The organism is Saccharothrix australiensis (assembly GCF_003634935.1).
Lineage (GTDB): Bacteria > Actinomycetota > Actinomycetes > Mycobacteriales > Pseudonocardiaceae > Actinosynnema > Actinosynnema australiense.
The window spans coordinates 1,097,839-1,110,921 of record NZ_RBXO01000001.1 but is presented as its reverse complement, the minus strand read 5'-3'; the positions used below and the strand labels follow the sequence as shown (position 1 = coordinate 1,110,921).

At 71.7% G+C, this 13,083-nt stretch carries 12 protein-coding genes; 9 read left to right on the top strand and 3 right to left on the bottom strand.

Features of this window, described 5'->3' with window-relative positions:
• Positions 1-19: 19 nt before the first annotated feature.
• Positions 20-1,390: a cystathionine beta-synthase gene (locus tag C8E97_RS05365; protein WP_121002197.1), complete on the bottom strand. Its 1,371-nt coding sequence runs from the start codon at positions 1,388-1,390 to the stop codon at positions 20-22.
• 267 nt (positions 1,391-1,657) lie between these two features.
• Between C8E97_RS05365 and C8E97_RS05360 the strand changes: the two genes are divergently transcribed.
• Entirely contained in the window at positions 1,658-2,878 is a 1,221-nt protein-coding gene (locus C8E97_RS05360) for an acetyl-CoA C-acetyltransferase (RefSeq protein ID WP_121002194.1), read from the top strand.
• Positions 2,879-3,155: 277 nt separating this feature from the next.
• On the opposite strand, the gene C8E97_RS05355 is transcribed toward C8E97_RS05360, so the two are convergent.
• Positions 3,156-3,956, bottom strand: a complete 801-nt coding sequence (locus C8E97_RS05355) for a Bax inhibitor-1/YccA family protein (RefSeq protein WP_121002192.1) — start codon at positions 3,954-3,956, stop codon at positions 3,156-3,158.
• A gap of 251 nt (positions 3,957-4,207) precedes the next feature.
• Between C8E97_RS05355 and C8E97_RS05350 the strand changes: the two genes are divergently transcribed.
• The 3 genes from C8E97_RS05350 to C8E97_RS05340 all read left to right on the top strand — a co-directional run bounded on the left by C8E97_RS05350 (position 4,208) and on the right by C8E97_RS05340 (position 7,907).
• Positions 4,208-5,611: a collagen binding domain-containing protein gene (locus tag C8E97_RS05350; protein WP_121002190.1), complete on the top strand. Its 1,404-nt coding sequence runs from the start codon at positions 4,208-4,210 to the stop codon at positions 5,609-5,611.
• A complete protein-coding gene (locus C8E97_RS05345) occupies positions 5,608-6,321 on the top strand; it encodes a class F sortase (protein ID WP_246018686.1) in 714 nt (237 codons plus the stop codon). The genes C8E97_RS05350 and C8E97_RS05345 overlap by 4 nt, the downstream gene beginning before the upstream one ends.
• Before the next feature lie 467 nt (positions 6,322-6,788).
• Complete coding sequence (locus C8E97_RS05340) at positions 6,789-7,907, top strand: polysaccharide deacetylase family protein (protein WP_246018685.1); 1,119 nt, start codon at positions 6,789-6,791, stop codon at positions 7,905-7,907.
• A gap of 658 nt (positions 7,908-8,565) precedes the next feature.
• On the opposite strand, the gene C8E97_RS05335 is transcribed toward C8E97_RS05340, so the two are convergent.
• Positions 8,566-9,582: a PQQ-dependent sugar dehydrogenase gene (locus C8E97_RS05335; RefSeq protein ID WP_121002186.1), complete on the bottom strand. Its 1,017-nt coding sequence runs from the start codon at positions 9,580-9,582 to the stop codon at positions 8,566-8,568.
• A 214-nt stretch (positions 9,583-9,796) separates the two neighbouring features.
• Here C8E97_RS05335 and pqqA point away from each other — a divergent pair, with 214 nt between their 5' ends.
• The 5 genes from pqqA (at position 9,797) to pqqB (ending at position 13,051) form a co-directional block, all read left to right on the top strand.
• Entirely contained in the window at positions 9,797-9,898 is a 102-nt protein-coding gene (gene pqqA / locus C8E97_RS05330; protein WP_121002184.1) for a pyrroloquinoline quinone precursor peptide PqqA, read from the top strand.
• Between the two features lie 262 nt (positions 9,899-10,160).
• Positions 10,161-10,853 (top strand): pyrroloquinoline-quinone synthase PqqC, encoded by a 693-nt coding sequence (gene pqqC, locus C8E97_RS05320; RefSeq protein ID WP_121002180.1) that lies wholly within the window; start codon positions 10,161-10,163, stop codon positions 10,851-10,853.
• Positions 10,850-11,119: a pyrroloquinoline quinone biosynthesis peptide chaperone PqqD gene (gene pqqD, locus C8E97_RS05315; RefSeq protein WP_121002178.1), complete on the top strand. Its 270-nt coding sequence runs from the start codon at positions 10,850-10,852 to the stop codon at positions 11,117-11,119. The genes pqqC and pqqD overlap by 4 nt, the downstream gene beginning before the upstream one ends.
• Entirely contained in the window at positions 11,112-12,179 is a 1,068-nt protein-coding gene (gene pqqE / locus C8E97_RS05310) for a pyrroloquinoline quinone biosynthesis protein PqqE (RefSeq protein WP_121002176.1), read from the top strand. Before pqqD ends, pqqE begins: the two co-directional genes overlap by 8 nt.
• Positions 12,176-13,051, top strand: a complete 876-nt coding sequence (gene pqqB, locus C8E97_RS05305; protein ID WP_121002174.1) for a pyrroloquinoline quinone biosynthesis protein PqqB — start codon at positions 12,176-12,178, stop codon at positions 13,049-13,051. The genes pqqE and pqqB overlap by 4 nt, the downstream gene beginning before the upstream one ends.
• Positions 13,052-13,083 lie beyond the last annotated feature (32 nt).

Here is a 13,083-nt window from a genome sequence, read left to right as displayed (position 1 = left end):
ACCGGACAATGTGTCGGGATCAACGCCCGGCGAGGAAACCCAGGATGTCCTGACGGGTGACGACGCCCGCCGGCTTGCCGTCGTCCAGCACCAGGGCACCGTCCGCTGAGGACAGTGCCTGCATCGCGGCGGTGATCGACTCGCCGGAACCGATGGTCGGCAGCTTTAGCGACATGTGCGCGTCGAGCCGGTCGGTGAGCTTGGCCTTGCCGGTGAACAACGCGTCGAGCAGGTCGCGCTCGTTGACCGCGCCGGAGACCTCGGCGGCCATCACCGGCGGTTCCGCGTTGACCACCGGCATCTGGGACACGCCGTACTCGCGCATGATCGCGACCGCCTCGGCGACCGTCTCGTTGGGATGCCCGTGCACCAGGTCCGGCATCGTGCCGTCCTTGCGCCGCAACACGTCCCCGACCGTCGCGCCGGACGTGTCCGGCGACAGGAAGCCGTACTGCGCCATCCACTTGTCGTTGAACACGCTCGACAGGTAGCCGCGCCCGCCGTCGGGCAGCAGCACCACCACGACGTCGTCCGGGCCGCACCGCTCCGCGATCCGCAGCGCCGCCGCGGCGGCCATCCCGCACGAGCCGCCGACGAGCAGGCCCTCCTCGCGGGCGAGCCGGCGGGTGAGGTCGAACGAGTCCTTGTCGCTCACGGCGACGATCTCGTCGCACACGTCCCGGTCGTAGGCGTCCGGCCAGAAGTCCTCGCCGACGCCCTCCACGAGGTACGGCCGCCCGCTGCCACCGGAGTACACGGAACCCTCCGGGTCCGCGCCGATGACCCGGACCCGGCCGCCGGACACCTCCTTGAGGTACCGGCCGGTGCCCGAGATGGTGCCGCCGGTGCCGACGCCCGCCACGAAGTGGGTGATGCGGCCCTCGGTCTGCCGCCACAGCTCGGGGCCGGTGCCGTGGTAGTGGCTGGCCGGGTTCTCCGGGTTGGCGTACTGGTTGGGCTTCCACGCGCCGGGGATCTCGGCGACCAGCCGGTCGGACACGTTGTAGTAGGAGTCGGGGTGCTCCGGCGGCACGGCCGTCGGGCACACCACCACCTCGGCCCCGTACGCCTTGAGCACGTTGCGCTTGTCCACGCTGACCTTGTCCGGGCAGACGAAGACGCACCGGTAGCCCTTGCGCTGGGCCACCAGCGCCAGGCCGACACCGGTGTTGCCGGAGGTGGGCTCCACGATCGTGCCGCCGGGCTTCAGCTCGCCGGAGCGCTCTGCCGCCTCCACCATGCGGAGCGCGATGCGGTCCTTCACGCTGCCGCCGGGGTTGAGGTACTCGACCTTGGCCAGGACGAGCGGCCGGAGCCCCTCGGCCACCGCGTTCAGCTTCACGAGGGGCGTGTTGCCCACCAGGTCCACGACGCTCTCGACGTACTCCACCGAAGGTCCCTCCCACCGCGCGAGACGACTCCGCCAGAGCGTACTTGCTCCAACCCGTCCGGCGGGTCACGTGCGGATGGCCGTCACCCGCGCGTCCTGGTGGGCGATTGTCCGGACAGGGGTGGCAGCCCTCGCGCCACGAGGCCCCGGCGCCGGGTCCCGCAGGGGTGCCGGCCGACGGCGTCGTGCGTCACGGCGCATGGCCGGGCTGAACAGGCGTTAACTAGGGTACGACGCACCGTTGCGGCGAAACGAAGGAGTTCCACAATGCCTGAGGCCGTGATCGTTTCCGCAGCCCGGTCGCCCATCGGGCGCGCGGGCAAGGGCTCGCTGAAGGACGTCCGAGCCGACGACCTGGCCGTGCAGGTCGTGCGCGCGGCCCTGGCGAAGGTGCCGCAGCTCGACCCGGCCGACATCGACGACCTGATGCTGGGCTGCGGCCTGCCGGGCGGCGAGCAGGGCTTCAACATGGGCCGCGTGGTGTCGGTCCTCGCGGGGCACGACACCCTGCCCGGCACCACCGTCACCCGGTACTGCGCGTCCAGCGTGCAGACGACCCGGATGGCGCTGCACGCCATCAAGGCGGGCGAGGGCGACGTGTTCATCAGCGCCGGCGTCGAGGTCGTGTCCAGCTTCGCGCGCGGCAGCTCGGACAGCTGGCCGAACACCCACAACCCGGCGTTCGCCGACGCGGAGGCGCGCACGGCGGCCAGGGCCGAGCAGGGCGCGACCGAGTGGGTGGACCCGCGCACGCGCGGCGACGTGCCCGACATCTACATCGCGATGGGCCAGACGGCGGAGAACCTGGCCCTGGCGAAGGGCGTGAGCCGCGAGGAGATGGACCACTTCGGCGTCCGCTCGCAGAACCTGGCCGAGAAGGCCATCGCGAACGGCTTCTGGGCCCGCGAGATCACCCCCGTCACCCTCCCGGACGGAACGGTCGTGTCGACCGACGACGGCCCGCGGCCCGGCGTCACCTACGAGGGGGTGTCGGCCCTCAAGCCCGTCTTCCGCCCCGACGGGCGCGTCACGGCGGGTAACTGCTGCCCCCTGAACGACGGCGCGGCGGCCCTGGTGGTCATGAGCGACACCAAGGCGAAGGAGTTGGGCATCACACCGCTGGCGCGCATCGTGTCGACCGGCGTCTCCGCCCTGTCCCCCGAGATCATGGGCCTGGGCCCGGTCGAGGCGTCGCGTCGCGCCCTGGCCCTGGCCGGCCTGTCGATCGGCGACATCGACCTGGTGGAGATCAACGAGGCGTTCGCCGCACAGGTGATCCCGTCCTACCAGGACCTGGGCATCGACCTGGACCGCCTCAACGTCAACGGCGGCGCGATCGCCGTGGGCCACCCCTTCGGCATGACCGGCGCCCGCATCACCACGACGCTCATCAACTCGCTCCAGTTCCACGACAAGCAGTTCGGCCTGGAAACCATGTGCGTGGGCGGCGGCCAGGGCATGGCCATGATCATCGAACGCCTCAGCTGACCCGGTTCACCAGTCACCAGCCCCTTGACGCCCTGACGCCCTGACGCCCTGACGCCCTGACGCCCTGACGCGACACTCGCCCGGCCCCCAGGGCACCGCGCCACGCGCACGCCTCACCCGCCGACGCACTGCTCCAGGCGAAGCTTGGAGCAGTGCCCCCGTCCTCGGCGGCCGGCCCGTCCGGCGAGGGCGCCCTTGATCTCCGACTCGAACTCCGCACCGACGCAAAAGGGAAAGGGCGCCCGGCCCAAGCCGGACGCCCTTCCCACGCGCAGTACTAGTCCCGCTGCAAGTACGACAGCAGGCGCAGGATCTCCAGGTACAGCCACACCAGGGTGGTCATCAACCCGAACGCGGCCCACCACGCCCACTTGGCCGGCACGCCCGAGCGGATCATCTCGTTCGCCGACTCGAAGTCGAGCAGGAAGTTGAACGCCGCGATGCCGATCACCACGAGGCTGAACACGATGGCGAGCGCGCCGCCGTCACGCAGCCCGGAGTTCACGCCGAACAGGCCGAGCAGCAGGTTGCCGAGCATGAGCACGGCCACACCGACGGTCGCGCCGATGATCCACTTGGTGAGGCGCGGGGTGACGCGGATCGCACCCGTCTTGTACACCACGAGCATCGCGCCGAACACGCCGAACGTGCCGAGGATCGCCTGCCACGCGATGCCGGGGAACTTGGCCTCGAACACGGCGGTGATCGCGCCGAGGAACACGCCCTCCGCCACCGCGTAGGTCATGACCAGCGGGGCGCTCGGGGTGCGCTTGAAGATGATGATCAGGGACACCACGAGGCCGACGATCAGGCCCGGCAGCAGCAGGCCGTACACCGGAACCTGGCCGGTCAACGCCAGCCACGCCGAGACGAGCCCCACGACCAGGGTCGTGGCCAGGGTGATCGCGGTCTTGGTGACCACGTCGTCGATCGTGATGGGGCGCTCGCCGGTGGTCGGCGGAGCACCCTGGTAGCCGCCGTACTGCTGTGCCTCGTACTGCTGGCCGAATCCTGCGTAGCTCCCGTAACCGCCGCCGGTCGGCAGGTTGCGGAACGCGGGGTTGCTGGTGGTACGCACCTCGTCCTCCTGTGGCGTTTTGACGCCGTCACGGGGTTCAACGACCACACGAGTCGATCGGTTCCCGTCGGGTAAAAGCGACTTTACTCGGGCTGTCGATCTCGAATCCACACCCCGCGCTGCGGAGCGTAGTCGTTCTTCCCACTCCGCTGGAGGATTGTCGCGAAGGGTGACGACCCGTAAGGCTCTCCCCCGGCAGTTCGTCCGGACCGACGCACGCCGAGCGTGCACCCGAGGGGCCAGGTTCAAACATGGCTTGGACACGACTCGCCGGCGCGGTGCTCGCGGCCGGTGTGGGCTTGCTCGCCCTTCCCGCGACGTCCCAGGCGCAGGTCGAGGAGGGCATCGGCTACCAGACCCCCGCCCAGGGCTACCGGTACAAGACGAGCAGCACCGACTGGCTCGGCTCCTACCGCTGGCAGGGCAAACACGTGTGGTGCGTCCAGTACTCGCTGCTCGCGCCGGACAGCACCGAGGCGTACAAGGACCGCGACGAGCTGCGGACGAAGGCGGGCGAACCGCTCGCGCCGGATGTCGCCGCGAACATCTCCTACCTGCTGCTGCGCCACACGACCGACCCGACGCCCGACGAGGCTGCGGCGCTCGCGCACCTGCTGCACTCGTGGACGGCGTTCCCGCACGGCAAGATCTCGCTGGACCCGGACAGCGACTTCCGCCACATCGCCTACGACGAGAAGTTCCACTTCGACCGCCTGCCCGCCTCGGCGCAGGAGGCGGTCGGCCGGCTGCGCGCCGACGCGGAGGCCAACCGCGGCCCGTGGACGGCGAAGGTCACGGCGCCGGCGAAGGAGCAGCTCGTCGGCTCGCCGGGCGCCTGGACGGTGGACATCGCCAAGGCCGACGGCGCGCTGGTCGGCGACGTGCCGGTGACCGTGGAGCTGGACCAGGCGACGCTGGAGGACGGCAAGAGCACCGTCGAGCTGCGGACGCCCGCCGACGGCAAGCCGCTGTCGGTGGCGGTCGTGCCGACGGGGGTGAAGCCGACGGTCAAGGTGCGGCTGGACAGCCCGGCGGACAAGCCGATCGTCCACGTGCCGGCGAACGTCGACATGCAGCGGATCGTGACGACCGGCGGCGAGAAGAAGCTCGTCGCGGAGGCGTCGGCCGTCGCCCGGACCCAGCCCGGTGCGGTGAAGGTCGGCAAGTCCGACACCGAGACGGGCAAGCCGATCACGGGCGTGGCGCTGCGGGTGACCGGCGCGGACGGCGTGCAGCCCGCGGTGCGGCAGGACGACCAGCCGCTCACCGGCCCGGACGGCAAGCCGATCGTGCTCCAGACCGGCGAGGACGGCTCGCTCACCGTGCCCGACCTGCGGACGCCGCAGGAGGTGTGCCTGGTCGAGGTCGCCGCGGCGAAGGGCTACGAGGAGCACTTCGACCCGAACGCGCCGCCCAAGGCGTGCGGGAAGGTCGAGCCGGCGCAGACGCTGGCCCTGGCGCTGACCAACAAGCCGAACAAGCCGATCGTGCCGATCACCATCCCGGCCGGTTCGGACGGCGCGGGCGTCGTGGCGAAGGCCGCCACCACCACCGCGGTGAGCACCGGCGCGCTGCTCGGGTTCGGCGGGGCCGTGCTGGTGGGCGCGGTGCTGCTGGGTCACGTCGCGCGGCGCGCGGTGGCCGCCCGCTCGTGAAGGCGTTGCTGACCGGCGCGGTGGTGACGGGTGCGCTCGTCGCCGCCGCGCTGGCGGTCGCGCCCGTCCGTGACGAGGTGGTCGCCGGCGCACCACGACCAGGTGATGCGGTGGTCCCCCACCCGTTGGGTGACAGCATGAGGTCCGGGCGTGGCGTCGACCTGGCCGGGCTGCCCGCGGGCGCGATCCCGCCGGCGAACCCCACCACGCCCGCGGCCCCTCCACCGCCGGCCCCGCCCCCGCCCGACCGGCCCGACCCGCCGGCCGCGCAGCAGCCCGGCACGGTGCGGCTGCCCGCGGGCGGTGTGGCGACGCTGGTGCGCGAGGAGGTCACGGCGGACGGCGTGCTGCCGGTGCCTGAGGGCGTCGGCGAGGCCACCTGGTGGGGCGTCGACCTGGGTGCGGCCGAGGGCGCGACGGTGCTGGCCGGCCACGTGAACTGGAAGGGCGTCACCGGGCCCTTCGACGAGTTGTGGCGCGCCTCGGTGGGGCGCGACGTGACCGTGGTCGACAAGGCGGGGAAGGCGTTCCGCTTCCGGACCAGCCAGGTCGTGACGGTCCGCAAGGAGGAGCTGCCGCAGCGCGCGGTGGAGCTGTTCGGGCCGCGCGGGAACCACCGGCTGGTGCTGGTGACGTGCGGCGGCCGGTGGGTGGGCGGTGACACCGGGTACGAGGAGAACCGGGTGGTGGTGGCCGAACCGGTGGCGTGACCGCGCCCCACCGCACCTCGCACTCCGCACCCCGCCCCTCGTACTCCGCTCCACGGCCCCGCCGCACTACGCACCACCGCACCACGCACCACCGCACCACGCACCACGGCCCCGCCCCACCCACGCCCGGTGCCCACCGCGCCCCGTCCGCCCCATCCCGTCCCCCCCACCCCGCCCGGCGCCCCGCCGCGCCCGGCAGCCACCCGTCCGGCAGCCACCGTGCCCCGCCCGGCTCGCTCCACCCGGTCCGCCCGGCCCGGCGAGGTCCTGCCCTGGGGAACGCCGCGTCCGGGGAGACGAAGCGCATACCCATTTCCGCTCGCCCACCCCTTCCCTCACCGCCCTGTCACCCCCGGCCACCACGTGCCTCCTTAATGCAACAATCGGTTGCACAAAGGCAACCTTTGACCACGCCGAGTCGTCTTCCGGTTGTGAAGCGTTGGGGTTGGGTCACCACGGCAACCGCGTTGGCACTCACCCTGGTGGTGTTGGCGGTGCTCGGCGCACGCGAACCACGGCCGGGGGAATCGGCGGAACAACTCGCCTCGCCGTTGCCGATAGCACCCAGGGTCTCCACCTCGCCCGGCGGCCCGACGCCCACCGTCCCGCCGGCCACCGCCGCGCCCGGGTGGATGCGGAAGCTGCGACCGGGCGAGAAGCCGCCGCAGTTCGTCCTGTTCTCCTTCGACGGCGCGGCGTCCAAGGCGCACTGGGACCGCGTGATGCCGTTGGCCAAGCGCGTCAACGCGCACGTCACCGGCCTGCTGTCCGGCGTCTACCTCATCCCCGACGCCGACGCCGCCACCTACACCGGCCCCGGCCACCGCCGCGGCTACTCGTCCATCGGCTTCGGCGGCACCCGCGAGGAGGTCGCCACGCGCATCGCGTACCTGAACGACGCGCTCGCCGCCGGACACGAGATCGGCACCCACTACAACGGCCACTACTGCCAGGGCGACGAGCCGAACGTCGGCCGCTGGAGCACCGCCGAGTGGGACCGCGAACTCGACCAGTTCTTCGCGATCCTGGAGAAGGCCCGCACGCAGGGCTTCCGACTGGACCCGGCGACCGTGCGCGGCGGGCGCACCCCGTGCCTGGAGGGCGACTGGGGGCAGGCGTTCCCCTCCATGCGCGGGCACGGGCTGGTGTACGACACGAGCCAAGTGAGCCTCGGCGTCTCCTGGCCCTCGGTCAAGGACGGCATCTGGGAGTTCCCCATGCCCGAGGTCCGCGTACCCGCGCTCGGGAAGCGCGTCGTCATGATGGACTTCAACCTCTGGTACGCGCTCAACGGCGCCAAGGAGGACCCCGGACCTCCCGGCGAATACACCCAGATCGTGCTCGACACGTACCGGTCGGTGTACCAGTCGGCCCTCAACGGGAACCGCGCGCCGATGGTCATCGGCAACCACTTCAACGACTGGGCGGGCGGAGCCTTCAGCCAGGCCGTGGAACGATTCATGGAAGAGGTGTGCGTACAGGAGGAAACGATCTGCGCCACCTACACCGAAGTCATCCAGTGGATGCAACTCCAGGACCCCGCCGTACTGGAACAACTGCGCCGAATCCCACCGGCCCGCAACTGACCGACGTCCAGGCGGCGCACACCCCGACACAGACACCCGCCCACCAGGCCGTACGCCCCCGCACAGACCTCTGGCCTCGTGTTCTCCCCGTATGGCCTGCCCGCAGGGCAACCACAGTCGGTCAGGGGGCGCAAGCACGCTTCACCGCTTGCGCCCCCTGACCGACTGTGGTGGTCTTTGACAGGCCATACGGGGAGAACACGACGCCTCGGCTTTTGTTTTTCTCCCCCGGAGGTCTGCCCAGCGGCGAGCGCCTTCTTTTAAAGCTTGTGCGGGCGCCTTCCGCGCGGAAGTTCTTCGGTTTTAGCGGGTCAAAGCTTAAAGATGGACGCTCGCCGCTGGGCAGACCTCCGGGGAGGAAAAACTTGAAGGCGTCGTGTTTTCCCCGCATGACCTGTCTAAAGACCACCACGCTTGTTGGCAGGGCGCAAGCGGTGAAGCGTGCTTGCGCCCTGCCAACAAGCGTGGTCGCCCTCCGGGCAGGCCATACGGGGAGAACACGAGACCAGGAGTCTGCGCGGCGCGAGCAGGGGTGGAGGTCGGTGCGGGATGGTCTGACGCTGGGGGCCTGGTGTTCCAAGGGGGGGCGGGGTGGTCGGGCGCGGCCCCAGGCGTGCTCTCGCGCCGCCTGGGGCCGGTCGTGCTCCCCCGGGGGTTGTTAGCCGTCGGTGCTGAGGATTCGGTCGTCGGTCGCGGCCGGGGTGCCTCGGCCGTCCTGGTTGGACGTGCCCAGCCACAGCGTGCCGTCCGGGGCCGACGCGACCGAGCGCACTCGGCCGTAGCCGGTGAAGACGGACTGCGGGGTGCCCAGCTCGGTACCGGTCACCGGGATCTTCCAGACCCGCCGGCCGGCCACCGCGCCGATGTAGAGGGCGTTCTTGTAGAAGGCGATGCCGGTGGGGCCGGCCTCGCGGTTCGACCAGGACTTCACGGGGTTGACGTACCGGTTGTCGTTGCACGGGCCTTCGCACGTCGGCCAGCCGTAGTTCTTGCCGGGCTGGATCCAGTTCAGCTCGTCCGTCCGGTTGTTGCCGAACTCCGTCGCGTAGGCGCGTCCGTTGGCCCACGTGATGCCCTCGGAGTTGCGGTGCCCGTAGGAGTAGACGCGGCTGTTGAACGGGTTGTCCGGCGCGGGCGCGCCGGTCGTGGTGAAGCGCAGGACCTTCCCCGCCAGGGTGTTGAGGTTCTGGGCGTTGGCGCTGTTGCCCGCGTCGCCGGTGGTCGCCCAGAGGTAGCCGTCGGGGCCGAACTCCAGCCCGCCGCCGTTGTGGAAGCGGTTCTTGGGTATGCCCGTGACGATCGGTTCCGGCGTCCCGCCGAGGCGGAGCTTGGCGATCCGGTTGTCGGAGGCGGCGGTGTAGTGGATGTAGACGGTGTTGTCCTTGGCGAAGTCGGGTGACACGGCGATGCCCATCAGGCCGCCTTCGCCGGCGGGCACCGCCTCGGTCACGGTGTGCAGGACGGTGACCGTCGAGCCGGTGAGCTTCTTGATCTGCCTGGTGTCTCGCTCGGTGTAGATGCCGCTGCCGTCCGGCAGGAATGCGATGTCCCACGGGACGTCCTGGCCGGTGGCGAGCGTCCGTACAGCGAGCGCCGACGGTTCGGCTTGGGCCGGTGCCACGACGGTCGCACCCACCAGCGCCAGAGCCAGAACCGCGCTTGCACGAGCACGCATGTGCGCTCCTCGTTGTCCGCACTGTGACGGCGGCGGAACGGCGGCTGCTCCGATGCAACCACACCCCGGGTGGAGCGGCAACATTCATCGGAGGACAGACCACTTCTCAATTGGTGAGGTTTCTTGACGATCTAGCGCGTCCACCCCGAACGCTCTACCGTGGGTATTCCGCCGCCGACCCACGGAAGACACGACAGTCCGAGGAGTCAGCGACATGCCAGCCGAGAAGACGACGCAGAAGCCCACCTGGGTCAAGCCGGACTTCCGGGACATCGACACCCCGATGGAAGTCACCGCGTACGCCGCGCGCGGCTGAGTCCCGCCCACCGTCGTGGCTCCGGCACGGCCCGGAGTCACGACGCCGCCGTCCGCCGCGATCCCGTGCGACGGCGCGGTGCCCGCACGCCGATCGCCGCGCCGCCACCGATCGCCGCGCCGTCGCCGTGCGGCGCGGGTGGTCCGCGGTGGCGCGTGGCGCGAGTGGTCCGCGCCGCCGGCGCGCGGTCGGTCGGCGCGGCAGTCGTCGGCCGGGTGGGTGGGCGGTGCACCGCCGGAGCCGGGAATCCAGGGAGGCGCGAATGTCCGAGCTGTTACCCGACGAGGAGTTCACCGCCCGGCTGCGGGCGCTGTCCGCCCGCTACTGGGACACCCACCCGTTCCACCTCCGCCTGCACGCCGGGACGCTGTCCAAGGACGAGCTCCAGCTGTGGGCGGCGAACCGGTGGTACTACCAGCGCTGCATACCGCGCAAGGACGCCGCCATCCTGGCGAACTGCCCCGACCCCGACGTCCGACGGGTGTGGCGGGAGCGGATCGTGTGGCACGACGGCGAGCGCGCCGGCGAGGGCGGCGCGGAGAACTGGTTGCGGATGGCCGAATCCCTCGGGCTGACCAGGGAGGAGGTCCTGGACGAGCGGCACGTGCTGCCCGGCACCAGGTTCGCCGTGGACGCCTACGTGAACTTCGCCCGCAACAGGCCCTGGGTGGAGGCGGTGGCCTCGGGGCTCACCGAGATGTTCTCGCGCGGCCTGATGACGCGGCGGTTGGCGGACATGCGGGCGCGGTACCCCTGGATCGCCGAAGAGGGCTTCACCTACTTCACCACGCGGCTGAAGGTGATCGAGGGCGAGGGCAAGTCCACTTTGGACCTCGTGGTGCGCAACTGCGCCACGCGCGAGCAGCAGGACGCGGCGGTGGCCGCGCTGGCGTTCAAATGCGACGTGCTGCGGGCGATCCTCGACGCCGTCGACTACCACTCGGGGCGATCATGACCAATCTCGCCGCCACACCCCGGCTGGGCAAGGGTGTGAAGACCTCCTACGACCGGACCAGGGACAGCCACGTGGTGCTCTTCCCGGAGGGCGTGCTGGTGCTCAACGAGACAGCGGCCGCGGTCGTCGGGCTGTGCGACGGCCACCGGACGATCGCCGACATCGCCGCGCGGCTGGGCGAGCGGTTCGACGGCGTGCTCCCGGAGGACGTCGCCGACCTGGTGACCAGGCTGGCCGCGCGCAGGGTGGTCGAGACCGATGGCTGAGGCGCCGTTCGGGCTGCTCGCCGAGCTGACGCACCGCTGCCCGCTGCGGTGCGGGTACTGCTCGAACCCGCTGGAGCTGGTCCGGCGCGACGCCGAGCTGCGCACCGACGAGTGGTGCTCGGTGTTCGACCAGGCGCGCGAGCTGGGCGTGCTCCAGTTCCACCTGTCGGGCGGGGAGCCGCTGGCGCGCCGGGACCTGCCCGAGCTGGTCGCGCACGCGAGCGGGCTGGGCGCGTACGTGAACCTGGTGACCAGCGGGCTGGGGTTGACCGCCGAGCGGATGGCGGACCTGCGCGCGCGGGGCGTCGACCACGTGCAGCTGTCCGTGCAGGACGCGGAACCCGGCGACGCGGACCGCATCGCCGGGGTGAAGGCGTTCGGGCCGAAGCTGACCGCGGCGCGGGTGGTCCGCGAGGCCGGGCTGCCGCTGACGGTCAACGTCGTCCTGCACCGGTTGAACCTGGACCACGTGGGCGGGATCATCGCGCTCGCCGAGCGGATGGGCGCGGACCGGTTGGAACTGGCCAACACCCAGTACTACGGCTGGGCGCTGCGCAACCGCGCGGCGCTGCTGCCGACGCGGGACCAGCTCCGGCGGGCGGACGAGGTGGTGGCCGCGGCGCGGGAGCGGTCGCGGATGGAGATCGTCTACGTGATCGCGGACTACCACGAGGCGCACCCCAAGCCCTGCATGTACGGGTGGGGCGCGCGGCAGCTGACCGTCGCGCCGAACGGCGACGTGCTGCCGTGCCCGGCCGCGACGGTGATCGAGGGCCTGGGCGTGGAGAACGTGCGGGACCGGCCGCTGGGCGGGATCTGGTTCGACTCCCGGTCGTTCAACGCGTTCCGGGGGGTGGACTGGATGCGCGAGCCGTGCCGGTCGTGCCCGCGCAAGGAGGTCGACTTCGGCGGCTGCCGCTGCCAGGCGTTCCAGCTCACCGGCGACGCGGCGAACACCGACCCGGTGTGCTCGCTGTCGCCGCGGCGGGAGCTGGTGGACCGGATCCTGGCGGCGGAGACCGGACCCGTGCCGGTGGCGATGCGGGGGGTGGGGCGGTGAGGGTCGTGCTGCTCGGGACGGCCGCCGGCGGCGGCGTGCCGCAGTGGAACTGCGCGTGCGGGCCGTGCGGGAAGGTGCGGGCCGGTCAGCTGCCCGCGCGCACCCAGGACTGCCTGGCGGTCAGCGGCGACGGGGTGCACTGGTGGCTGCTCAACGCCTCGCCGGACATCCGGACCCAGCTCACCGCGACGCCGTGGCTCGACCCCGGACCGGGGCCGCGGGACACGCCGGTGCGCGGCGTGCTGCTCACCGACGCCGAGGTCGACCACACGCTGGGGCTGCTGACGTTGCGCGGCGCGGCCGGGCTGCGGGTGCACGCGCCGGCGACCGTCCTGCACGCGCTGGCGCGGACGCGGGTGGTGCTGGACAAGTACGCCGAGTGGACGTGGCGGCAGGTCGAGCCGGAGCAGACGTTCCCGCTGTCCGGCGGCCTGGAGGTGACGGCGTTCCCGATCAGCGGCAAGCGCCCGCGGTACGCGGACGAGTCGCCGGTCGAGGGGCACTGGGTGGTGGCCTACCGGCTGTTCGACCCGCGGACCGGCGGGATCGTGCTGTACGCGCCGTGCCTGGCCGCGTGGCCGCTGGGGTTCGACGACCTGGTCGCGGAGGCCGACGTGGTGCTGCTGGACGGCACGTTCTACGCGCCGTCGGAGATGGGCGCGGCCACCGGCCGGGCGGGCGGGCAGTCCGCGATGGGCCACCTGCCGATCACCCACAGCCTGCCGGAGCTGCGCAGGCACCCCCACGTGCGGCGGATCTACACGCACCTCAACAACACCAACCCGGTGCTCGACCCGGACTCCGAGGAGCGGGCCAAGTTGCGGGAGGCGGGCGTGGAGGTGCTGCCGGACGGGGCTTCGCTCGACGTCTGATCGGGGGCTTGGACCCACTGCCTCCGGCGCGG

Coding starts and splice junctions, on each gene's coding strand:
- C8E97_RS05360 (WP_121002194.1), top strand. CDS start 1,658: ATGCCTGAGGCCGTGATCGTTTCCGCAGCCCGGTCGCCCATCGGGCGC.
- C8E97_RS05350 (WP_121002190.1), top strand. CDS start 4,208: ATGGCTTGGACACGACTCGCCGGCGCGGTGCTCGCGGCCGGTGTGGGC.
- C8E97_RS05335 (WP_121002186.1), bottom strand. CDS start 9,582: ATGCGTGCTCGTGCAAGCGCGGTTCTGGCTCTGGCGCTGGTGGGTGCG.
- pqqA (WP_121002184.1), top strand. CDS start 9,797: ATGCCAGCCGAGAAGACGACGCAGAAGCCCACCTGGGTCAAGCCGGAC.
- pqqC (WP_121002180.1), top strand. CDS start 10,161: ATGTCCGAGCTGTTACCCGACGAGGAGTTCACCGCCCGGCTGCGGGCG.
- pqqD (WP_121002178.1), top strand. CDS start 10,850: ATGACCAATCTCGCCGCCACACCCCGGCTGGGCAAGGGTGTGAAGACC.
- pqqE (WP_121002176.1), top strand. CDS start 11,112: ATGGCTGAGGCGCCGTTCGGGCTGCTCGCCGAGCTGACGCACCGCTGC.